Source organism: Hydrogenophaga atypica, from assembly GCF_042665215.1.
In the GTDB taxonomy this organism is placed as follows: domain Bacteria; phylum Pseudomonadota; class Gammaproteobacteria; order Burkholderiales; family Burkholderiaceae_C; genus Hydrogenophaga; species Hydrogenophaga defluvii_A.
Window position 1 is genome coordinate 66427 of record NZ_JBHTCA010000007.1, and the last position, 20479, is coordinate 86905.

19 protein-coding genes are annotated in these 20479 nt (G+C 66.0%); 14 read left to right on the forward strand and 5 right to left on the reverse strand.

Annotation, left to right across the window (positions count from 1 at the left end; translation table 11 throughout):
* Position 1 precedes the first annotated feature (1 nt).
* The 5 genes from ACFQPB_RS11965 to fdxA form a co-directional block, all read right to left on the reverse strand.
* A complete protein-coding gene (locus ACFQPB_RS11965; protein ID WP_382223487.1) occupies positions 2-751 on the reverse strand; it encodes an electron transfer flavoprotein subunit beta/FixA family protein in 750 nt (249 codons plus the stop codon).
* Between the two features lie 162 nt (positions 752-913).
* Positions 914-2101 carry an amidohydrolase family protein gene (locus tag ACFQPB_RS11970; RefSeq protein WP_382223489.1) on the reverse strand — a complete coding sequence of 396 codons (1188 nt, stop codon included), beginning with the start codon at positions 2099-2101 and terminating at the stop codon, positions 914-916.
* Between the two features lie 29 nt (positions 2102-2130).
* The gene (locus tag ACFQPB_RS11975; protein WP_382223491.1) at positions 2131-2811 is read right to left on the reverse strand and encodes a TetR/AcrR family transcriptional regulator; all 681 of its coding nucleotides are present in this window, start codon (positions 2809-2811) and stop codon (positions 2131-2133) included.
* 31 nt (positions 2812-2842) lie between these two features.
* Positions 2843-3616 carry a ferredoxin--NADP reductase gene (locus ACFQPB_RS11980; protein ID WP_382223493.1) on the reverse strand — a complete coding sequence of 258 codons (774 nt, stop codon included), beginning with the start codon at positions 3614-3616 and terminating at the stop codon, positions 2843-2845.
* A 21-nt stretch (positions 3617-3637) separates the two neighbouring features.
* Positions 3638-3961 (reverse strand): ferredoxin FdxA, encoded by a 324-nt coding sequence (gene fdxA / locus ACFQPB_RS11985; RefSeq protein ID WP_382197849.1) that lies wholly within the window; start codon positions 3959-3961, stop codon positions 3638-3640.
* 217 nt (positions 3962-4178) lie between these two features.
* On the opposite strand from fdxA, the gene ACFQPB_RS11990 reads away from it, so the two are divergent.
* The 14 genes from ACFQPB_RS11990 to rsmH all read left to right on the forward strand — a co-directional run bounded on the left by ACFQPB_RS11990 (position 4179) and on the right by rsmH (position 20477).
* On the forward strand, positions 4179-5792 hold the full coding sequence (locus ACFQPB_RS11990) for a 6-hydroxynicotinate reductase (protein WP_382223496.1): 1614 nt from the start codon (positions 4179-4181) through the stop codon (positions 5790-5792).
* Positions 5793-5794: 2 nt separating this feature from the next.
* A complete protein-coding gene (locus tag ACFQPB_RS11995; protein ID WP_382223695.1) occupies positions 5795-6727 on the forward strand; it encodes a UPF0280 family protein in 933 nt (310 codons plus the stop codon).
* Positions 6724-7365 carry an amino acid synthesis family protein gene (locus ACFQPB_RS12000; protein WP_382197858.1) on the forward strand — a complete coding sequence of 214 codons (642 nt, stop codon included), beginning with the start codon at positions 6724-6726 and terminating at the stop codon, positions 7363-7365. The genes ACFQPB_RS11995 and ACFQPB_RS12000 overlap by 4 nt, the downstream gene beginning before the upstream one ends.
* A gap of 33 nt (positions 7366-7398) precedes the next feature.
* Entirely contained in the window at positions 7399-7983 is a 585-nt protein-coding gene (locus ACFQPB_RS12005) for an amino acid synthesis family protein (RefSeq protein WP_382197861.1), read from the forward strand.
* Between the two features lie 56 nt (positions 7984-8039).
* Complete coding sequence (locus ACFQPB_RS12010; protein ID WP_382223499.1) at positions 8040-9254, forward strand: ABC transporter substrate-binding protein; 1215 nt, start codon at positions 8040-8042, stop codon at positions 9252-9254.
* 59 nt (positions 9255-9313) lie between these two features.
* Entirely contained in the window at positions 9314-11209 is a 1896-nt protein-coding gene (locus tag ACFQPB_RS12015; protein ID WP_382223502.1) for an ABC transporter permease, read from the forward strand.
* Entirely contained in the window at positions 11206-12000 is a 795-nt protein-coding gene (locus tag ACFQPB_RS12020; RefSeq protein WP_382197870.1) for an ABC transporter ATP-binding protein, read from the forward strand. Before ACFQPB_RS12015 ends, ACFQPB_RS12020 begins: the two co-directional genes overlap by 4 nt.
* Complete coding sequence (locus ACFQPB_RS12025; RefSeq protein WP_382197873.1) at positions 11997-12746, forward strand: ABC transporter ATP-binding protein; 750 nt, start codon at positions 11997-11999, stop codon at positions 12744-12746. The genes ACFQPB_RS12020 and ACFQPB_RS12025 overlap by 4 nt, the downstream gene beginning before the upstream one ends.
* 35 nt (positions 12747-12781) lie before the next feature.
* A complete protein-coding gene (locus ACFQPB_RS12030) occupies positions 12782-13225 on the forward strand; it encodes a MarR family winged helix-turn-helix transcriptional regulator (protein WP_382223505.1) in 444 nt (147 codons plus the stop codon).
* Between the two features lie 9 nt (positions 13226-13234).
* Positions 13235-13750: a (2Fe-2S)-binding protein gene (locus ACFQPB_RS12035; protein WP_382223508.1), complete on the forward strand. Its 516-nt coding sequence runs from the start codon at positions 13235-13237 to the stop codon at positions 13748-13750.
* The gene (locus tag ACFQPB_RS12040) at positions 13747-17406 is read left to right on the forward strand and encodes a molybdopterin cofactor-binding domain-containing protein (RefSeq protein ID WP_382223511.1); all 3660 of its coding nucleotides are present in this window, start codon (positions 13747-13749) and stop codon (positions 17404-17406) included. Before ACFQPB_RS12035 ends, ACFQPB_RS12040 begins: the two co-directional genes overlap by 4 nt.
* A gap of 22 nt (positions 17407-17428) precedes the next feature.
* Positions 17429-18859, forward strand: coding sequence for an aldehyde dehydrogenase family protein (locus tag ACFQPB_RS12045; RefSeq protein WP_382223513.1), 1431 nt, complete (start codon positions 17429-17431; stop codon positions 18857-18859).
* A 256-nt stretch (positions 18860-19115) separates the two neighbouring features.
* Positions 19116-19544 carry a division/cell wall cluster transcriptional repressor MraZ gene (mraZ, locus tag ACFQPB_RS12050; protein ID WP_382197882.1) on the forward strand — a complete coding sequence of 143 codons (429 nt, stop codon included), beginning with the start codon at positions 19116-19118 and terminating at the stop codon, positions 19542-19544.
* A 9-nt stretch (positions 19545-19553) separates the two neighbouring features.
* The gene (rsmH, locus tag ACFQPB_RS12055) at positions 19554-20477 is read left to right on the forward strand and encodes a 16S rRNA (cytosine(1402)-N(4))-methyltransferase RsmH (protein WP_382223515.1); all 924 of its coding nucleotides are present in this window, start codon (positions 19554-19556) and stop codon (positions 20475-20477) included.
* The last annotated feature ends 2 nt before the right edge of the window (positions 20478-20479 follow it).

Genomic DNA, 20479 nt, shown 5'->3' on the forward strand with positions numbered 1-20479 from the left:
GTCAGATCACCTTGGCTTCGTTTTTCAGTTTGTCGACGAGGGCAGCCACGTCGGCCACCTTGATGCCGGCCTTGCGCCCGGCGGGCTCGGCCACCTTGATCGTCTTGAGGCGCGGCTTCACATCCACACCCAGGTCTTCGGGTTTCACCACGTCGAGCTGCTTCTTCTTGGCCTTCATGATGTTGGGCAGCGTCACGTAGCGCGGCTCGTTCAGGCGCAGGTCGGTGGTGATTACGGCTGGCAGCGAGAGCGACACGGTTTCGAGGCCGCCATCCACTTCGCGGGTGACGTTGACCTTGTCGCCAGCCACTTCAACCTTGGAGGCGAAGGTGCCTTGGGGCAGGTCGGCCAAAGCGGCTAGCATCTGGCCGGTCTGGTTGGCGTCGTCGTCGATGGCCTGTTTGCCGAGGATGACCAGGCCGGGTTGCTCTTTGTCGACCAGGGCCTTGAGCAGCTTGGCCACGGCCAGGGGTTGCAGTTCGGCATCCGTTTCAACCAGGATGGCGCGGTCGGCGCCGATGGCCATGGCGGTGCGCAGGGTTTCCTGGCACTGGGTCACGCCGCAGGAGACGGCGATCACTTCAGTCACCACACCTTTTTCTTTCAGGCGCACCGCTTCTTCGACGGCAATCTCGTCAAACGGGTTCATGCTCATCTTCACGTTGGCGATGTCCACACCCGTGCCGTCCGACTTCACCCGGACCTTCACGTTGTAGTCCACCACGCGTTTGACGGGGACCAAGACTTTCATGGATTCTTCCTTTGGAATGGTGGTGTTGGGCTCCGTGCCATAGCAGCGCCGTCGCCCGATGCGATTCAAGCGGGAGACACCGCCGGGCCGGCTTTGCCGGACGGCTGGTGTCGCCCCTTCAGGGGGATGCGGCCACGCGCAGCGGGCAAGCAACGGGGTGGGTCAGAGCACCATGGGGATTTCGGTGGCCGGGGGCGTGTTGCGGCTGCGGCCGCAGCGCACTAGGCCGTCGATCATGACCATCCCGATGCCTGGGATGTCGCCCAGTTGAACACTCTCCAGCAGGTCTTTCCCGGCCGTGTGTTGTGCTTTGTCCATGAAGACGAAGTCGGCCGCACGCCCCACTTCGATGAGGCCACAGTTCAGGTTGCGGATGCGGGCGGTGTTGCCGGTGGCAAACCCGAACACCACTTCGGCCGGGATGCCGGCGAAGCTGGAGATCAGCGCGATCAGGCGCAGCATGCCCAAGGGTTGCACGCCCGAGCCAGCGGGGCCATCGGTGCCGAGGATGACCCGGTGGGGGCACTTGAGCTCAATGGCCGCGCGGGCGGCTTCGATGGCGATCTTCTCGTTGCCGTTGTGCACGATCTCGATGGCGCGCGAGGACTTCTCGCACAGCTCACACACGTGTTTCCAGGGCAGGGCGGTGTGGCCGCCGTTGATGTGGCCGATCACGTCGGCGTCGGCTTCGAGGATCACGTCCTTGTCGATCAGACCCGAGCCGGGGATGGACGGGCCGCCGGTGTGGATGGTGCTCTGGATGCCGTATTTGCGTGCCCAGGCCACCATTTGCTGCGCTTCTTCGCCGGCCTTGACGGAGCCCAGGCCCACCTCACCCAGCAGCTTGACGCCGGCGTCGGCCATGTCCTTGAAGTCCTGTTCCACCATGCCTTTTTCAATCACCGGCGCGCCGGCGATGACCTTGACGCCACCGGGGCGGAAGTTGTCAAAGGCGCGCTGCGCGGTGATGGCCAGGGCCTTGAGGCCGACGATGTCCTTGGGGCGGCCGGGCAGGTGCACCTCGCCCGCTGAGATCATGGTGGTGACGCCACCGTTCATGGTCGACTCGATCCAGCCCAGCTGGTTCTGGCGCGGCGTCCAGTCACCGAACACCGGGTGCACGTGGCTGTCGATCAGGCCGGGGGCCACGCAGGTGCGGCGCGCGTCGATGGTCTGGCGCGCGCCTTCGAGGTCGCAGTCTTTTTCCTTGCCAACGGCCACGATGAGGCCGTCCAACACCACGATGGTGTCGGCGCTCAGGATGGGGTTGTCGATGTCGCCCGAGAGCAGCAGGCCGATGTTCTTGATGACGACCTTGCCCGATTTTTCACTGCTTGCAGCTTCTGCCATGTGTCGCTCCGGTGTGGTGTTGAGGGGTTTCAGGGTTTGACGGTGCGCAGCACCGTGTCGATGACGAACTGTTGCCAATGCGCCATCGCATCGTGCTGTTCCAGCTTTTCGCCCAGGAAGGCGGACAGCGTGTAGCGGTTGGAGAGGTAGAAGTAGTTCAGGCCGGCGATCATGAGGTAGACGTCACGCGCCGACAGGCCACTGCGGAAGACCTCCTGCTGCACGCCACTGGCCAGCACCGATTCCAGGATTTGGATGGCGGGCGAGGAGTACTCACGCGCCCGGAGGGACTTGGAGATGTGCTTGCCCCGGTGCAGGTTCTCGTCGTTGAGCAGGGTGATGAAATCGGGGTTGCGGTGGTAGTAGTCCCAGATGAAACTCACCACCGCCACCAGCGCCTCCTCGGGCTGGTCGACATTGAGCTTGAGGCCTGCCTCGGCGTCGTTGAAGCGACGGTACAGGTCTTCGAGCACCGCGATGTACAGCCCCTCTTTGCTGCCAAAGTAGTAGTAGATCATCCGATCGTGCGACTTGGCGGCTTTGGAAATCTGGTCAATGCGCCCGCCCGAGAACCCGTGCTTGGCAAAAATGCGGGTGGCCGCGCGGAGGATGCTCTCCTGTGTTTCCTGGGCCGCCAGTTCGCGCACACCGGGCTTGCGCCCAGGAGCAGCGGGTTTGCGGGTGGTGGTTCGCGTGGCTGCGGTGCTCATGGGCGTTGGGGGCAGGGGCTAAAAGCGGTTTTCAGGATTCGGCGAAGGCGCGCTCGATCACGAAGTCGCCGGGGCGTGAGGTGTTGCCTTCGTTGAAGCCACGCGCCTCCAGCAGGTGCTTGAGGTCCTTGAGCATGCCTGGGCTGCCACAAATCATGGCGCGGTCGGTGGCCGGGTCCAGCGGCGGCAGGTCGAGGTCGGTGAACAGCTTGCCCGACTCGATGAGATCGGGAATGCGGCCCACGTTGCGGAAGTCCTCGCGCGTCACGGTGGGGTAGTACAGCAGCTGGCTGGCGATCAGGTCGCCCAAAAACTCGTGGCTGGGCAGGTGGTCGAGGATGAGGTCGTGGTAGGCCAGTTCGTCCACCGTGCGCACGCCGTGCACCAGAATGATTTGCTCGAACTTCTCGTAGGTCTCGGGGTCGCGCACGATGCTCATGAACGGGGCCAGGCCGGTGCCAGTGGAGAGCAGGTACAGGCGTTTGCCCGGCAGCAGGTAGTCCACCACCAGGGTGCCGGTGGGCTTGCGCCCGACGATGACGGTGTCGCCCACCTGGATGTGCTGCAGGCGCGAGGTCAGCGGGCCTTCCTCGACCTTGATGCTGAGGAACTCCAGGTGGTCCTCGTAGTTGGGCGAGGCGATGCTGTAGGCGCGCAGCAGTGGCTTGTCATTGACGCGCAGGCCAATCATGGTGAAGTGGCCGTTGTTGAAGCGCAGGGCGGCGTCGCGGGTGGTGGTGAAGCTGAACAGGCGGTCGGTCCAGTGCTGGACACTGAGCACGCGTTCTTCGATGAATGCACTCATGGTGGTTCCTAAGGCGAAGGGTCAGTCTTTTAACGTGTCGAATTTGTGGGTCCGGTCTTTCCACGCTTCTGCGTCGGGCAGCGGTGGCTTGCGCTTGGTGATCACTGGCCAGCCGGGTGCGCGCTCGGCGTTGATGGCAATGAAGTGCCGCTGATCGGCGGGCAGATCTTCTTCGGCATAAATCGCATTGACGGGGCACTCGGGGATACAGACCGCACAGTCTATGCATTCGTCCGGGTCGATCACCAGGAAGTTCGGGCCTTCCTTGAAGCAGTCCACCGGGCACACATCCACACAGTCGGTGTACTTGCAGCGCACACAGGCATCGGTCACGACATGGGTCATACGAGCTCCTGAAGTGGCGGACGTTGCGCCGCCGATATTGGCATAAACATTGCATGAGGAGAAACTGGTTTAGGGTTTACTCCATGGACAGTAAGCAAAGACTACATGAAAATCTTAGCTAGTTGATGTAGGGTTTACTCCATGTACATGTAGTGTATGCTACATTAAATTTCAATCACGCTCAAGTCGAGCGTGCATTTTTGAAGCGAGCAACAGCATGACCGAGCACACCAGAACAGACGGACTGCCGGGGATGGATGAGCCCCAGGTGCTGGAGCGGGCTCGCCCGCGCAGCGAGCGGATGGCCGAGACCAAGATCGAGTGCAACGCCTGTCCGGTCTTGTGTCAGATCACGAGCGGCCGCACCGGTGCGTGCGACCGTTATGCCAACCAGGATGGCGTGTTGATCCGTGTCGATCCGGTGGTGCTGTTGCGCAAGACGCTGGACGACCGTGGCGCCAAGCTGGTGCAGTTCGCCGGGCGTGTGGTGCAAAACGGTGCGCCCGATGCGCAGGAGGTGTCCGATGCGCCCGACTGGAATGGCGACCTGCTGCTGGCCGACGAGGTGTTTGTGACCGGTGTGGGTTCGTCCACCACCTACCCTGATTACAAGCCTGCACCCTTTATCGTCAGTTCCAAGGCGCAAGGCGTGGACATGGTGACCGTGGTCACCGAAGGCATCTTCAGTTACTGCAGCTTCAAGGTGAAGATCGACACCGATCGCTACCTGGGTCCCGAGCAAGCCAACGTGCGTTGCAAAGGTGAGGTGGTGGGGCACGTCACCACGGCGGAGTACGGCTCACAGATGTTGTCGCTGGGCGGTGTGCACCACCTCACCGGTGGGAGCAAAAAAGAAGGCCGCGTCACGGTGGACATGATGGCCGCGCTGGGCAACAAGAAGGCGGTGGAGCTGACCATCGACGGCGGTGCCCAGATCGTGATCCAGGCCGGCAAGGCGCCCATTGTCAACGGCGTGGAAGAGCAGCGCATGCGCGTGGGCTGTGGTTCGGCCACGGTGGGCATCTTCGCCAAGCAGTTGTACGGCAAGGTGGACGAGGTGGTGGTGGTGGACGACCACATCACCGGCGTGTTGACCGAACACCAGGCTGGCCGCTGCCTGGACATGCGGCCGTCTGGCATTGCCATGCGCGGGCGCAAGTCCACGCCCGGCCGCTACTTCCAGGTGGCCTTGCCCGGCACCGGCTGGGGCGGCACGTCGATCTCGGACCCGATGGAGGTGATCGAAGGTTGGGATGCCGATGTGGCCTGGCCCGGCCTGCGCCTGCTCATGACATCGACCACCGGCGAGCACGCCGCCTGGTACGTGCTGGACGACCAGCTGGTGCCGCGCGAACAGCCCATGCCCGAAGCGGTGCAGGCCGTGGTGGACCGCATCGGCGAGAACTGCGAGCCGTCCATGACCACGGTGTTGTTCCTGGCCGGCGCCGGTGGCAGCCTGCGCGCGGGCGCCACCGAAAACCCGGTGCTGCTCACCCGCAGCATCAAGGACGCGCTGGTCAACGTGACCTGTGGCGGTGCACCGGCCTATGTGTGGCCGGGTGGTGGCATCACCGTCATGCTGGATGTGATGCGCATGCCCGACAACAGCTTTGGCACCGTGCCCACGCCGGCCGTCATCGCCCCCATTGAATTCAGCATGCGTCTGGATCACTATGCAGCCCTGGGGGGGCACTTGGATGAGGTGCGCAGCCTGGAGGACGTGTTGCGCACTGGCGCGTGGCACAACGACGGCGCACCCACGCGCCGTCAATGGGTGCTCAACCACACCACCAACCCCTGGCCCCTGGGCCAGAAACCGCAGATCGGATGAATATGTTGGCGCAATGTCGGTCGCTCGCTGACGGGCGGCTCCACTTCCAGCACGGGCCGATGGACATTGTCCTCGGGGCCGAGGGTGATACCGCAGCGGTGCGGCAGGCGCACGCGCAGGCCTGGGAGCGCTTCCGTGGCCTCCTGCAGGCGTTGGTGGATGAGCTGCCGACGCTGCGTGCGCCGGTCGACGGTGTCTGCACACTGCGGGGCCCGGTGGCGCGCCGCATGTGGGCAGCGGCCGAGGTGCACCGTCCGGCTTTCGTCACGCCCATGGTGGCGGTGGCGGGCGCGGTGGCGCAGGAGCTGCTGCTGGCCTACGACCGCCCGGGCATCACCCGTGCGTGGGTCAACAACGGTGGCGACATCGCGCTGCACCTCACCCCGGGCACGTCGTTCCGCATTGGCCTGTACGCCCAGATTGAGCGCCTGGCACGCCTGGACGCGACGCATGGCTTGCAGGTGGACGGCGCCTTTGAAGTGGCCCACGGCAGTGCGGTGCGTGGCGTGGCCACCAGCGGGTGGCGCGGTCGCAGCTTCTCGCTCGGCATTGCCGACAGCGTGACGGTGTTGGCCGCCACGGCCGCCGAGGCCGATGCCGCCGCGTCCGTGATCGGCAACGCCGTCAATGTCGACGCCCCCGGCATCGTGCGGGTGCCGGCCCAACACCTGAAGGACGACAGCGACCTGGGCGACATCCCCGTCACGCTGGACGTGCCCGAACTCACCCCTTGGCAGGTGGCCGAGGCGCTGAAGGCGGGTCGCGAACAGGCCCTGGCCTTGCGTGCGGCCGGCCACATCCAGGCCTGCTTCATCACTTGCCAAGGCTGGACACTGTCCACCGAAACCAGCGGCACGGTGCCGCTGCCCCTCAACACCTCGCACGAAACAAATGCGCCGGGCCAAGCCGCCCGCGTGCTGGAGCTTCACCCATGATCGAGATCCGAAGAACCCACACCCACGTCGAAGACATCTTTCATGAGTTTGGCCCGGTGGCGGCGCAGCCGCTGCGCCGTGGCTTCATCGCCGCGGTGTTGACCAACCCTTTTGCGGGCCGGTACGAACCCAACATCCTGCCCATGATGGACGCGCTCAACGACGTGGGCACGCAGATGGCGCACCAGTTGCTGGCCGCCATGGGGGTGGACAGGGCGCAGATCGAAAGCTACGGCAAAGGTGCCATCGTGGGCGCGGCCGGCGAACACGAACACGGCGCTTTGTGGCATGTGCCCGGGGGTTACGCGATGCGCGAACTGCTGGGTTGGGGCGGCGACCGCGCGGCCTACATGGCCGGCAAGGGCGAAGACAAAACCGGCCAGCCGGGCAACGCCTTGTCCATCGTGCCTTCCACCAAAAAAGTGGGCCCGCCGGGCTGCACCCTGGACGTGCCCCTGACCCACATCAACGCCAGCTACGTGCGCAGCCACTTTGACGCCATCGAGGCGCGGGTGCCCGGTGCGCCACTTCCCGACGAGGTGGTCTACCTGCTGGCCATGGCCACCGGGCCGCGTGTGCACGCCCGTGTGGGCGGACTCAAAGCCGCCGACATCGCCAAATGGGATGGCCTGCGCTGAGGCCCTAGATCAATTGTTCTCACGAGGAAAACCATGACAGCCAAGATCAGAAAACTGCTTGTCCAGGTGGACGAGACCCGCATCGAAATGGGCCAGGCCATCAACCCGCCCACCCGCCGCGCCGTGGCCATGGCCGTGATCGAAAACCCCTGTGCCGGCCGCTACGAGCAGAACCTCGACGCGCTGATCGCCATTGGCGAAGAGTTGGGCGCGCTGCTGGGCGAGAAATGTGTGGCGGCGCTGGGCATTGCCCCAGGCGAGGCCGAAAGCTATGGCAAGGCCGCCATCGTGGGCGAGGCCGGCGAGCTGGAGCATGCCGCCGCCATCCTGCACCCCAAGCTGGGCGCGCCGCTGCGCAAGGCGGTGGAAAAAGGCGCTGCACTGGTGCCGTCGAGCAAGAAGCGTGGCGGCCTGGGCACCGCCATCGACGTGCCACTGGGCCACAAGGACGCGGCCTTTGTGCGCAGCCACTTTGATGCCATCGAGGCGCGTGTGAGCGATGCGCCGCGCGCCAACGAGATCGTGGTGGCGGTGGCCGTCACCGACAGCGGACGCCCGCTGCCACGCATCGGCGGCCTGCAGGTCAGCGAGATCAAAGGCGAAGACGGTTTGAGGTGAGCGGCTGCGGCCCGATGCAAGCGTGAAAGTACTTTAACCCCCTGAAAGGAAAGACCATGTTCAAGTTGAATGCCCTGGCAAGAATTCGCCCGCTGATCGCGGGCGCGGCCGGCCTGTTGGTGGCGGTGGGCGCGCAGGCGCAGAGCGTGTTGAAAATCGGCGAGGTCAACAGCTACAAGGCGCAGCCCGCATTTCTGGAGCCCTACAAAAAAGGCATGCAGCTGGCGGTGGACGAGGTGAACGCGGCCGGCGGCGTGATGGGGCGCAAGGTCGAACTGATCACACGTGACGACAACGCCAACCCGGGTGACGCCGTGCGTGCCGCCGAAGAGCTGCTGTCGCGTGAACGGGTGGACGTGCTGACGGGGTCCTTCCTGTCGCACATCGGTCTGGCCCTGACCGACTTTGCCAAGCAGAAGAAGGTGTTTTTCCTGGCCGGTGAACCACTGACCGACAAGATCGTCTGGGACAACGGCAACCGCTACACCTTCCGCCTGCGCACCTCCACCTACATGCAGGTGGCCATGCTCATGCCCGACGTGACGGCGATGAAGAAAAAGCGTTGGGCCATCGTCTACCCCAACTACGAATACGGCCAGTCGGCCGCCGCCAGCTTCAAGAAGCTGCTCAAGGCCGCACAGCCTGATGTCGAGTTCGTGGCCGAGCAGGCGCCGCCGCTGGGCAAGGTGGATGCCGGCAGCGTGGTGCAGGCCCTGGCCGACGCCAAGCCCGATGCCATCTTCAACGTGCTGTTCGGTGCCGATCTGGCCAAGTTCGTGCGCGAAGGCAACACCCGTGGCCTGTTCAAAGGCATGGAAGTGGCCAGCCTGCTGACCGGCGAGCCAGAGTACCTCGATCCCCTCAAGGACGAAGCGCCAGACGGCTGGGTGGTCACCGGCTACCCCTGGTACGCCATCAAGACACCTGAGCACGAGGCCTTTCGCAGCGCCTACGAAGCCAAGTTCAAGGAGTACCCGCGCCTGGGTTCGGTGGTCGGCTACTCGTCCATCAAGTCCATCATCGAAGGTGTGAAGAAGGCCGGATCGACCGACACCGAAAAGATGATCACGGCCTTCCGTGGTTTGAATGTGGTGACGCCGTTTGGCCCCATCGTGTTCCGTCCTGAAGACCACCAGTCCACCATGGGCGCCTACGTGGGCCGCACCAAAAACGAGGGTGGCAAGGGCGTGATGGTGAACCCGCGCTACATGGACGGCGCCAAGTTCCTGCCTTCGGCCGACGAGGTCAAGAAGATGCGTCCCGCCGACTGAGCACGCATGAACAGAACGAGGCGCTGTATGTCTGACCTTTTGCAATCCACAGAGGTGGTATGAACTTCTCGGGCTTTGTTGTCCAGTTGCTCAATGGCCTGGCCGGCGCTTCGTCGCTGTTTCTGGTCGCGGCGGGCTTGTCACTGATTTTTGGTGTCACCCGTATCGTGAACTTTGCACACGGCTCCTTCTACATGGTGGGGGTCTACATTGCCTACGCGTTGGTGGACCGCCTGGACTGGCTGGGCTTCTGGTTCGCCGTGCCCATCGCGGCCCTCACCGTGGGTGTGTTGGGGGTGATCGTGGAGATGACGCTGTTGCGGCGCATCTACCGGGCGCCCGAGCTGTTCCAGCTGCTCGCCACCTTTGCCCTGGTGCTGGTCATCAAGGACGGGGTGTTGTGGCTGTTCGGCCCTGAGGAACTGCTGGGCCCACGTGCGCCCGGCATGACCGGCTCGGTGGAAATCCTGGGGCGCCAGTTCCCGGCCTACGACCTGTTTCTGATCGTGGTGGGCCCCATCGTGCTGGGCCTGCTGTGGGCGCTGCTGACCCGCACCCGCTGGGGCACGCTGGTGCGTGCGGCCACACAAGACCGCGAGATGGTGGGCGCCCTGGGCGTGAACCAGGCCTGGCTGTTCACGGCGGTGTTTGCCCTGGGCGCCATGCTGGCCGGCCTGGGCGGCGCGCTGCAGCTGCCACGCGAACCGGCCAACCTGGAGATGGACCTGCACATCATCGGCTCCGCTTTTGTGGTGGTGGTGGTGGGCGGCATGGGCTCCATCCCCGGTGCCTTTGTTGCGGCGCTGTTGATTTCTGAAATCAAAGCCATCTGCATCTGGCTGGGCCTGGTCAACGTGTTTGGCATTGAAATCTCTTTCTCCAAGCTCACGCTGGTGGCCGAGTTTGTGGTGATGGCCATCGTGCTCGTGGTGCGACCCTGGGGCCTGATGGGCAAGCAGCAAGCCGCATCGCGGGCCATGGGTGAGGCCGAGATGCCCATCCGGCCTGCCGACAAGCTGTTCCTCACCGGCGTGGCCGTGTTGGCCCTGGCCTTGCTGGTGCTGCCGCCTGCCTCCAGCGGTCAACCCTATGTGGTGGTGCTGGTGATCGACCTGCTGATCGCGGCCCTGTTTGCCGCCAGCCTGCACTTCATCATGGGACCGGCGGGCATGCACTCCTTCGGCCATGCCGCCTACTTTGGCTTGGGTGCCTACGCGGCCGCGCTGGTGGTGCGCAAGCTGGGCCTGTCCATGGAAATGGCCCTGGTGCTGGCGCCCGTGGTGGCCGCCATCGGCGCGCTCATTGTGGGCTGGTTCAGCGTGCGGCTCTCAGGCGTGTACCTGGCCATGTTGACCCTGGCGTTCGCGCAAATCGTGTGGGCCGGTGTGTACCAGTGGGACGACTTCACCGGTGGCAGCAACGGCATGACCGGCGTGTGGCCGGCCGAGTGGCTGTCCGACAAGACCGCCTACTACTACCTCACCCTGGTGCTGGTGGCGGCGTCCTTGTGGGCCCTGCGCCGCATGTTGTTCTCTCCGTTTGGCTACGCGTTGCGCGCCGGGCGCGATTCCTTCCTGCGTGCCGACGCCATCGGTTTGGACGTCAAAGCCATGCAGTGGGTGGCTTTTGTGATCGCGGGTGCGTTTGCTGGCGTTGCCGGGGCGCTGTTTGCCTTCTCCAAGGGCAGCATCTCGCCCGAGGCGCTGAACGTGAGCCGCTCGGTGGACGGCCTGGTGATGGTGCTGCTGGGGGGCATACAGACCCTGGCCGGCCCGGTGGTGGGCGCGGTCAGCTACACCTGGCTGCACGACGTCATGGCGCGCAGCACCGAATACTGGCGTGCCCTGCTGGGCGCGGTGATCCTGATCCTGGTGCTGCTGTTCCCGCAGGGCATTGCCGGCTTCTTCCGGCAGCTGCTGGACCTGCGCCGCGCACAAACGGAGGTGGCGCGATGAGCCTGCTCAAAGTCGAAAACCTGGGCAAGTCCTTCGGTGGCGTGAAAGCCGTCGATGGCATCAACTTCGAACTCAAGGCCGGCGAGCTGCTGGCTTTGATCGGGCCCAACGGCGCCGGCAAGTCCACCACCTTCAACATGGTCAACGGCCAACTCAAGGCCGACCGGGGTTCCATCACCCTGGCTGGCACCGAACTGGTGGGCCTGCAGCCGCGCGACATCTGGCGCCTGGGTGTGGGCCGCACCTTCCAGATCGCCGCCACCTTCTCCTCGCTCACCGTGGTGGAGAACGTGCAGATGGCCTTGCTGTCGCAAGACAAAAAGCTGTTCTCCCTGTGGTCGGCGGCGGCCAAACACCGCCGCAGCGATGCGCTGGATTTGCTCGACATGGTCGGCATGGCCTCGCAGGCCGACCGGCCCTGCAGCGTGTTGGCTTACGGCGATGTGAAGCGCGTGGAGTTGGCCATTGCCATGGCCAATGCCCCCAAGCTGCTGCTGATGGACGAGCCCACCGCCGGCATGGCACCCAAAGAGCGCAACGAGCTGATGGCCCTGACCAAGAAGCTGGTGACCGAACGCGGTGTGGCCGTGTTGTTCACCGAACACAGCATGGACGTGGTGTTCGCCTACGCCGACCGCATGGTGGTGCTGGCGCGCGGCCGCCTGATTGCCGAGGGCAAGCCCGACGTGATCCGTGACCACCCCAAGGTGCAGGAGGTGTATTTCGGTTCCGGCAAGACGTTCGAAAAATCCCAGGAAGCTGGCAAGGCGCCAGAGGAGCAAGCGGCATGACAGCCCCCCAGACACACAGCCCCGAGGTCTTGCTGGACGCACACGGTCTCAGGGCCTGGTATGGTGCGGCCCAAATCCTGTACGACATCAACCTGCAGGTGCGGCGTGGTGAGGTGGTGGCGTTGATGGGCCGCAATGGCGCCGGCAAGTCCACCACGCTCAAGACCCTCATGGGCCTGATGGACAAACACAAGGGCACGGTCAGCTTCATGGGCCACGACGTGTCGGACGCGCAGCCACACCAGATCGCCTCGTTGGGCATGGGTTTTGTGCCCGAAGACCGGCGTGTGTTCACCGACCTGACCGTGACCGAAAACCTGGAAGTGGGGCGCCAGCCGCCGCGCCGATGGCCCGACGGCAGCGATGCGCCGGTGTGGACGCCGCAAGACCTCTACAAGCTCTTCCCCAACCTGGGCGAGATGACCGACCGCCCCGGTGGCCGCATGAGCGGTGGCGAGCAGCAGATGTTGACCGTGGGCCGTACGCTCATGGGCAACCCCTTTCTGGTGCTGCTCGATGAACCTTCCGAAGGCGTGGCGCCGGTCATCGTCGAGCAGATGGCCCACATGATCCTGGAGCTCAAAACCAAGGGCGTGAGCATCCTCTTGTCAGAGCAGAACCTGCACTTCGCGGAACTGGTGTCTGATCGGGCCTACGTGCTCGAAAAAGGCCAGATCCGTTTCGAGGGCACGATAGAAGAACTGTCCCGCGCAGAGGACATCCGGCGTGCCTATTTGAGTGTCTGAGATCCTTTCCACCCCCCCCACGGAGCGAGACAAACATGAGCACCCCACAGACCCCGAGCGACTACCGCGTGACCGACCAGGTCGGCCACCTGCTGCGCCGCGCCTACCAGCGCCACACGGCCATCTTCCAGTCGGTTGTGCCGGCCAACAAGCTCAGCGCCGCCCAGTTTGTGGTGCTGTGCGCGGTGCGCGACCACGCGGGTGCCACCATCGCCGACATCGTGCAGGCCACGGCCATGGACGAGCCGGCGGTGCGTGGCATCGTGGAGCGCTTGAAGTGGACCGACCTGGTGAGCGTGGCCCACGAACCGGGCGACAAGCGCCACGCCACCGTGACGCTGACGGCCCTCGGGCAAACCACGGTGGACGAGACCCTGCCCCACGCACAGCACATCTCCGAACTGACCTTCGGTGACCTGAGTGCGGACGAGCGTCAGCAGTTGACGGCGCTGCTGCGCCGCATCAGCGGCACCGCTTAACGACCGCGCATGGCCGCTCTTTCCTCCCAAGACCAGCCCATCGCGCTCACCGTCAACGGCAGCACCCACCCGCTGACGGTGGGGGGCACCGCCACCCTGTTGCAGGTGCTGCGCAACGACCTGGGGCTCAACGGCCCCAAATACGGTTGTGGCCTGGGCCAGTGTGGCGCCTGCACCGTGCACGTGGACGGTGTGGCCGCACGCGCCTGTGTGATCCCAGCGGCCAAGGTGCAAGGTCGTGCCATCACCACGCTTGAAGGGTTGGGCGACCGCCTGCGGCCCCACGTGGTGCAGAACGCCTTCATCCAGGCCCAGGCGGCGCAGTGTGGCTATTGCCTCAACGGCATGATCATGACCACCGCCGCCCTGCTGGCGCACAACCCCCAGCCCAGCCCCCAGGCCGTGCGCGATGCCCTCTCGGGCAACCTGTGCCGCTGCGGCACCCACATTGAAATCCTGGCCGCCGTGGAGCGTGCCGTGGCGGCGCTGTTGCCTTTGTCGCCGACCCAACCCACCAACGCATGAACCGAAGCGAACGCCTTTCCCGGCTGCGCGCGCGCAGTGACTTTTTGTCTGCCACCGGGGTGCTGCTGGTCACACGCGACCCGCCGCCACCGCCCGCCCCCGCGCCCGGCCAACCCCCCATCGTGGCCGGCAACCCGGCCGAGGGGGTGGAGGTGCTGCTGTCGGTGTGGGACGACAACACCGCGCTGGGCTTGCACGGTCACGTCGACCTGGGCACGGGCATCCGCACCGCGCTGGGCCAGATCGTGGCCGACGAGCTGGACCTCACCATGGACCAGGTGGACATGGTGCTGGGCGACACCGGTCGCGCGCCCAACCAGGGCCCCACCATCGCCAGCGCTTCCATCCAGATCCACGCCGTGCCCTTGCGCAAGGCGGCGGCCCAGGCGCGTGCCTGGCTGCTGGCCGAGGCCGCGCGTCAACTCGGCGTGGCGGTGGAAAGCCTCACCGCCGACGGCGGGCAGGTGCGCGTGGCGGGCGATGCCACGCGAAGTGTGAGCTACGGTCAGTTGCTGCAGGGCCGGCGCATCGAACTGCGCCTGGACCTCGACAGCCCCGTCAAAGCGGTGGCCGACTACCGCGTGGTGGGCCAGCCGCAGCCGCGTGTGGACATCCCGGCCAAGGCCTTTGGCGACGCGGTGTTTGTGCACGACATGCGCGTGCCCGGCATGTTGCACGGGCGCGTGGTGCGCCCGCCCTACGCGGGCGCCGACCACGGCGACTTCATCGGCAACACCCTCGAATCGGTGGACGAGCGCTCCATCGCCCACATCCCCGGCATCCGTGCGGTGGTGGTGATCCGCGACTTCGTGGGTATCGTCGCCGAGCGCGAGGAGCAGGCGGAGGCCGCCTGTGCCGCCCTGGTGGTGCGCTGGAAGCCCTGGCCGGGCATGGCGCCGCTGGGCGACCTGGCCCAGGCCCTGCGTGACAACCCGGCCCGCCCACGCCAGTTGGTGGACGAGGGCGACGTCGGCCAGGCCCTGGCCGGTGCCAGCCAGGTGATGGAACGCACCTACGTGTGGCCCTACCAGATGCACGCGTCCATCGGCCCCTCGTGTGCCGTGGCCGACTGGTTGGGCGATGCGGGCACGCTGGCGCTGCGCGTCTACGCGGGCACACAAAACCCGCACGTGCTGCGCGCCGACCTCTCGCGCCTGATGGGCGTGACCGATGTGGCGGTGGACGTGGTCCGCATGGAGGCCGCTGGCTGCTACGGCCGCAACTGCGCCGACGACGTGGCGGCCGACGCCGCGCTGCTCTCGCGTGCCGTCGGCGCGCCCGTGCGGGTGCAGCTCACGCGCGAGCAGGAGCACCTGTGGGAGCCCAAGGGCGCGGCCCAGCTCATGGAGGTGCGCGGTGGCATCACCGCCGAGGGCGGCATCGCCGCCTACGACTTCCGCAGCGCCTATCCGTCGAATGCCGCGCCCACGCTGGCCCTGCTGCTCACCCGCACCGTGGAGCCGGCGGCCACCGCCTTCGAAATGGGCGACCGCACCGCCCGCCCGCCTTACGACATCGCCGACCTGCGTGTCACCGTCAACGACATGCCGCCCATCCTGCGCGCCTCGTGGTTGCGCGGGGTGTCGGCCATGCCCAACTCGTTTGCGCACGAGTCCTACATCGACGAACTGGCCGTGGCCGCCGGAGTCGACCCGGTCGAATACCGCCTGCGCTACCTCAAAGACCCACGCGCCAGCGAACTGCTGCAGGCCACCGCCCAGCGCGCCGGCTGGGTACCCCACACACAGCCCCAAGGGCAGGGCGCGGACGGCGACTGGCTGCACGGCCAGGGCGTGGCCTATGCGCGTTACGTGCACAGCAAGTGGCCCGGTTTTGGCGCCGCCTGGGCGGCCTGGGTGGCCGATGTGGACGTGAACCAGAAAACCGGCGAGGTCCACGTCAAGCGGGTGGTGGTGGGCCACGACGCGGGCCTCACCATCAACCCCGCCGGCGTGGAGCACCAGATCCACGGCAACGTGTTGCAGACCACCAGCCGCGCGCTGAAAGAGCAGGTGAGGGTGGACCCCGACACCGGCGTGGTGGCATCGCGCGAATGGGGCAGCTACCCCATCCTGAGCTTCCGCGAGGTGCCGGTGATCGAGGTCATGCAAATGCCCCGGCCCGACCAGCCGCCGCTGGGCGCGGGCGAGTCGGCCTCGGTGCCCGGCACGGCGGCCATCGCCAACGCCATCTTCGACGCCACTGGCGTGCGTTTCCGCCAACCCCCGTTCACCGCCGAGGTGGTGCGCGAAGCCCTGAACCCGCAGCGCCTGCAAGCGCCCGCCGCCGCTGCTGCACCCCCATTGCCCGAGGTGCCGCAGGATGCGCCCTGGCCGCGCCGGCGCAGTGCCTGGCAAAGTGGGTGGTTAAGGGCCGGCGCCTTGCTGGCCGGTGGGGTGGGCGTGCTGCTGGGCTTGGCCGGCTGGCGCTCGGCCATCGCGCCGGTGGCGCCCAGCACCGCCGCGGTCTACACGGCCGAGACCATCGAAAAAGGCCGTCAGCTGGCCGCGCTGGGCAACTGCGCGCACTGCCACACCGTGGATGCTGGCAAACCCCTCGCCGGTGGCCTGGCCATGGATACGCCCTTTGGCACGGTCTACACCACCAACATCACGCCCGATGTGGCCACCGGCATTGGCGCCTGGTCCTTCAGCGCTTTCCAGCGCGCCATGCGCGAAGGCATCTCGCGCGATGGCCACCACCTGTACCCGGCATTCCCGTACACGGCGTACACGCGCATGAGCGACGACGACCTCACCGCCCTGTACGCCTTCCTCATGAGCCAGAAGCCGGTGCGCGCCGAGGCGCCCGCCACGCAGCTGCAGTTCCCGTTCAGCGCGCGGCCACTGCTGGCGGGCTGGAACGCGCTGCACCTGGAGGCGGGCCCGCGCAAAACCACCGAAACCACGCGCTCCGAGTTGTGGCAACGGGGCGAGTACCTGGTCAACGGCGTGGGCCACTGCGGCGCCTGCCACACCGAGCGCAACGCCCTGGGTGCCGAGCGCGAGGGCATGGCCTTCCTGGGGGGCGCCATGGTCAAGGGGTGGGAAGCGCCCTCGCTCACGGCCCGCCACCCCGGCCCCGTGCCCTGGACCGAGGACGCTTTCTACAGCTACCTCAAACACGGCCACAGCCCACAACACGGCATGGCCGGCGGCCCCATGGCCGACGTGGTGCGCAACCTGCAGGACGTGCCCGAGGCCGACGTGCGCGCCATGGCCCACTACCTGGCATCTTTCGGCCAGCCCACCACGGCGGCCCAGGCCGAACAGGCAGCCACCCAGGCCATCGCCACCGCAGCGGCGGGTGCGCCGCAACTGCAGGGCTCGGCACAACGCATGTTCGACCAGGCCTGCGCCGCCTGCCACCACGACGGCAACGGCCCGCGCCTGCTGGGCGTGAACGTGCCGCTGGCCCTCAACACCAACCTGCACAGCGCGCACCCCGACAACCTGCTGCGCAGCATCCTTGAGGGCGTGCAAGACCCGGCCACGCGCGACATCGGCTTCATGCCCGCCTTCAAGGACGCGCTGGACGACCACCAGCTGGTGGAGCTGGCCGGCTACATGCGCCAGCGTTTTGCGCCGCAACAGCCGGCCTGGACCGACCTGCCCGCCGCCGTCGCGCGCGCCCGCGCGGCCAGCGCCCGCCCCTGACTTTTTCTCAAGGACTTTGCCCATGCACCACAACCTCATCGCCGGCGAATGGCTGGCCGGCACCGGCCTGCGCCGCAACATCAACCCTTCCGACACCAACGATCTGGTGGGTGAATACGCCCACGCCGACGCCGCCCAAACCGACCGCGCCATCCAAGCCGCGCGCCAGGCCTTTCCCGCGTGGTCGCGAGGGTCGGTGCAGGCGCGTGCCGACGCGCTGGAAAAAATCGCCGCCGAACTGCTGGCCCGCAAGGACGAGCTGGGCAACCTGCTGGCGCGCGAAGAAGGCAAGACGCTGCCCGAGGCCGTGGGCGAGGTGGCCCGCGCCGGCCAGATCTTCCGCTTCTTTGCCGGCGAGGTGGTGCGTGCCAGCGGCGAGCACCTGCCTTCGGTGCGCCCGGGGATCGAGGTGGACATCACGCGCGAGCCCATCGGGGTGGTGGGCATCATCACGCCCTGGAACTTTCCCATCGCCATTCCTGCCTGGAAGATCGCGCCCGCGTTGGCCTACGGCAACTGCGTGGTGTTCAAGCCGGCCGACCTCGTGCCCGGCAGCGCCTGGGCGCTGGCCGAAATCATCAGCCGCAGCGGCATCCCGCCCGGCGTGTTCAACCTCGTCATGGGCCCCGGCAGCCAGGTGGGGCAGACGCTGCTGAACCACACGGACATCGACGCCATCAGCTTCACCGGTTCGGTGGACACCGGCCGGCGCGTGCTGGCCGCCACCGCGCCGCGTTTTGCCAAGGTGCAGCTAGAGATGGGCGGCAAGAACCCGCTGGTGGTGCTGGACGACGCCGACCTCGCGCGTGCCGTGGAATGTGCGGTGCAGGGCAGCTACTTTTCCACCGGCCAGCGCTGCACCGCGTCCAGCCGACTCATCGTGCAGCGTGGCATCCTGCCGCGTTTCACCGAGGCGGTGGTCGAGCGCCTGAAGACGGTGAAGGTGGACGACGCGCGCACACCCGGCACCGACATCGGCCCGGTGGTGGACGAGTCGCAGCTCGCGCAGGACCTGTCCTACATCCAGATCGGCCAGGACGAAGGCGCGCGGCTGGCTTTTGGCGGGCGCGTGCTGGCACGCGCCACCCAGGGCTTTTATTTGGAGCCCGCGCTGTTCGTCGACGCCGAGCCCGGCATGCGCATCGCGCGCGAAGAGATTTTTGGCCCGGTTGCCTGCATCGTGCCGGCGGACAACTTCGAGCACGCGCTGGCGCTGGCCAACGACACGGCCTTTGGCTTGTCGGCCGGCATCTGCACCAGCTCGCTCAAACACGCCACCCAGTTCAAGCGCGAGGCCCAGGCCGGCATGGTCATGGTCAACGCCGCCACCGCCGGTGTGGACTACCACGTGCCCTTTGGTGGGCGCAAAGGCAGCAGCTACGGCCCACGCGAACAGGGCCGTTACGCGGCGGAGTTCTTCACCACCGTGAAAACCGCGTACACCGCCGCCTGAAGCCACTCCCGCCCCCCGTTCGGCACCCGGCCCGCGTCAGCGCGCCGGGTGTTCTTTTTGAAGCAACACATTCAGAGCCCTCGCTAAGTGCTTCATTTTTAATAAGTTTTGGCTTGTAAGTAGCTTTGCAAAACTTGTCTAAGTGCTTGATTTCATTGAAAAAATTTCCGACAAGTGGCTGGTGCTCCGTGGATTTCCTGATAAAGTGGGGAAAAGTGCAATTTAGTGGTGAAAAGTGTAGTTTTCAGGTAATCACGTGTTCCAAGGCGCCTCCTCCCTCAGTCTCGATGCCAAAGGCCGGTTGTCCGTGCCGACGCGGCATCGCGACGTGCTGAGCGCCACGGCCGCGGGCCAGTTGACCATCACCAAACACCCCCACGGCTGCCTTATGGTGTTCCCGCGTGGCGAGTGGGAGGTCTTCCGCGACCGCATCGCCGCCTTGCCCATGTCGGCCCAGTGGTGGAAGCGCATCTTCCTGGGCAACGCCATGGACGCCGAAATGGACGGTGCTGGCCGGGTGCTGATTTCGCCCGAACTGCGTGCCGCCGCCGGCCTCACCAAGGATGCTGTGCTGCTGGGCATGGGCAACCATTTCGAACTCTGGGATGCCGCTACCTATGCGGCCCAGGAGGCCGAGGCCATGCAGGGCGAGATGCCCGATGCCCTCAAGGACTTTTCTTTCTAAGGGCCGACGGTGCAAGACACATTCAGTCACCGCACCGTCCTGTTGAACGAGGCGGTTGACGCTCTCTCGGTTCAGCCGGATGGCCACTACATCGACGCCACCTTCGGTCGGGGCGGGCATTCGCGCCTGATTCTCTCGGGCCTGTCGACCTTGGGCCGTCTGACCGTGTTCGACAAAGACCCGCAGGCGATTGCGGCCGCCAATGCCCTGGCCGATGTGGACGAGCGCATCAGCGTGCGCCACGAGGGCTTCAAACACCTGGGGGAGCTGGAGGCTGCCTCCGCTGACGGGGTCCTGATGGACCTCGGTGTCAGCTCCCCTCAGATCGACGACCCCACACGGGGTTTTTCTTTTCGCCACGACGGCCCCCTGGACATGCGCATGGACACCACGCGCGGCCAGAGTGTGTCTGAGTGGATTGCAACGGCCGATGTGGCCGAGATGGCGGAGGTGATACGTGAATACGGCGAAGAACGGTTTGCTCAACCGATTGCAAAGGCGATTGATCGTCGCCGACAGGAACGGGGCCCTCTTCGAACCACCGCCGAGTTGGCCGAAGTCGTGGCTGGCGCGGTCAAAACCCGCGAGCCGGGCAAGGACCCTGCAACGCGCACATTTCAGGCTTTTCGGATTTTCATCAACGCCGAGCTTGAAGAGTTGCAACAAGCGCTGACGGCGGCTTTGAAAGTCTTGCGCCCCAATGGCCGTTTGGTGGTGATTTCATTCCACTCGCTGGAAGACCGCATCGTCAAACAGTTCATTGCCCAACATTCGCGCGAGGTGTTCGACCGCCGCGCGCCCTTTGCCGCACCCAAGCCCATGGCGCTGCGCAGCATCGGCCGCGTGATGCCTTCGGCCGAGGAGGTGGCCGAAAACGCGCGCTCGCGCAGTGCGGTGATGCGCGTGGCCGAGCGCACGGAGGTGATGGCATGAGC

Bases quoted from the DNA above. Each gene is read 5' to 3' on its own strand.
- ACFQPB_RS11980 (WP_382223493.1), bottom strand. From the start codon at position 3,616: ATGAGTGCATTCATCGAAGAACGCGTGCTCAGTGTCCAGCACTGGACC.
- ACFQPB_RS12045 (WP_382223513.1), top strand. From the start codon at position 17,429: ATGCACCACAACCTCATCGCCGGCGAATGGCTGGCCGGCACCGGCCTG.
- ACFQPB_RS11995 (WP_382223695.1), top strand. From the start codon at position 5,795: ATGTTGGCGCAATGTCGGTCGCTCGCTGACGGGCGGCTCCACTTCCAG.
- ACFQPB_RS12020 (WP_382197870.1), top strand. From the start codon at position 11,206: ATGAGCCTGCTCAAAGTCGAAAACCTGGGCAAGTCCTTCGGTGGCGTG.
- ACFQPB_RS12005 (WP_382197861.1), top strand. From the start codon at position 7,399: ATGACAGCCAAGATCAGAAAACTGCTTGTCCAGGTGGACGAGACCCGC.
- ACFQPB_RS12035 (WP_382223508.1), top strand. From the start codon at position 13,235: ATGGCCGCTCTTTCCTCCCAAGACCAGCCCATCGCGCTCACCGTCAAC.
- ACFQPB_RS11975 (WP_382223491.1), bottom strand. From the start codon at position 2,811: ATGAGCACCGCAGCCACGCGAACCACCACCCGCAAACCCGCTGCTCCT.
- ACFQPB_RS12025 (WP_382197873.1), top strand. From the start codon at position 11,997: ATGACAGCCCCCCAGACACACAGCCCCGAGGTCTTGCTGGACGCACAC.
- fdxA (WP_382197849.1), bottom strand. From the start codon at position 3,961: ATGACCCATGTCGTGACCGATGCCTGTGTGCGCTGCAAGTACACCGAC.
- ACFQPB_RS12010 (WP_382223499.1), top strand. From the start codon at position 8,040: ATGTTCAAGTTGAATGCCCTGGCAAGAATTCGCCCGCTGATCGCGGGC.
- ACFQPB_RS12040 (WP_382223511.1), top strand. From the start codon at position 13,747: ATGAACCGAAGCGAACGCCTTTCCCGGCTGCGCGCGCGCAGTGACTTT.
- ACFQPB_RS11990 (WP_382223496.1), top strand. From the start codon at position 4,179: ATGACCGAGCACACCAGAACAGACGGACTGCCGGGGATGGATGAGCCC.
- ACFQPB_RS12030 (WP_382223505.1), top strand. From the start codon at position 12,782: ATGAGCACCCCACAGACCCCGAGCGACTACCGCGTGACCGACCAGGTC.
- ACFQPB_RS11970 (WP_382223489.1), bottom strand. From the start codon at position 2,101: ATGGCAGAAGCTGCAAGCAGTGAAAAATCGGGCAAGGTCGTCATCAAG.
- ACFQPB_RS12000 (WP_382197858.1), top strand. From the start codon at position 6,724: ATGATCGAGATCCGAAGAACCCACACCCACGTCGAAGACATCTTTCAT.
- ACFQPB_RS11965 (WP_382223487.1), bottom strand. From the start codon at position 751: ATGAAAGTCTTGGTCCCCGTCAAACGCGTGGTGGACTACAACGTGAAG.
- ACFQPB_RS12015 (WP_382223502.1), top strand. From the start codon at position 9,314: ATGAACTTCTCGGGCTTTGTTGTCCAGTTGCTCAATGGCCTGGCCGGC.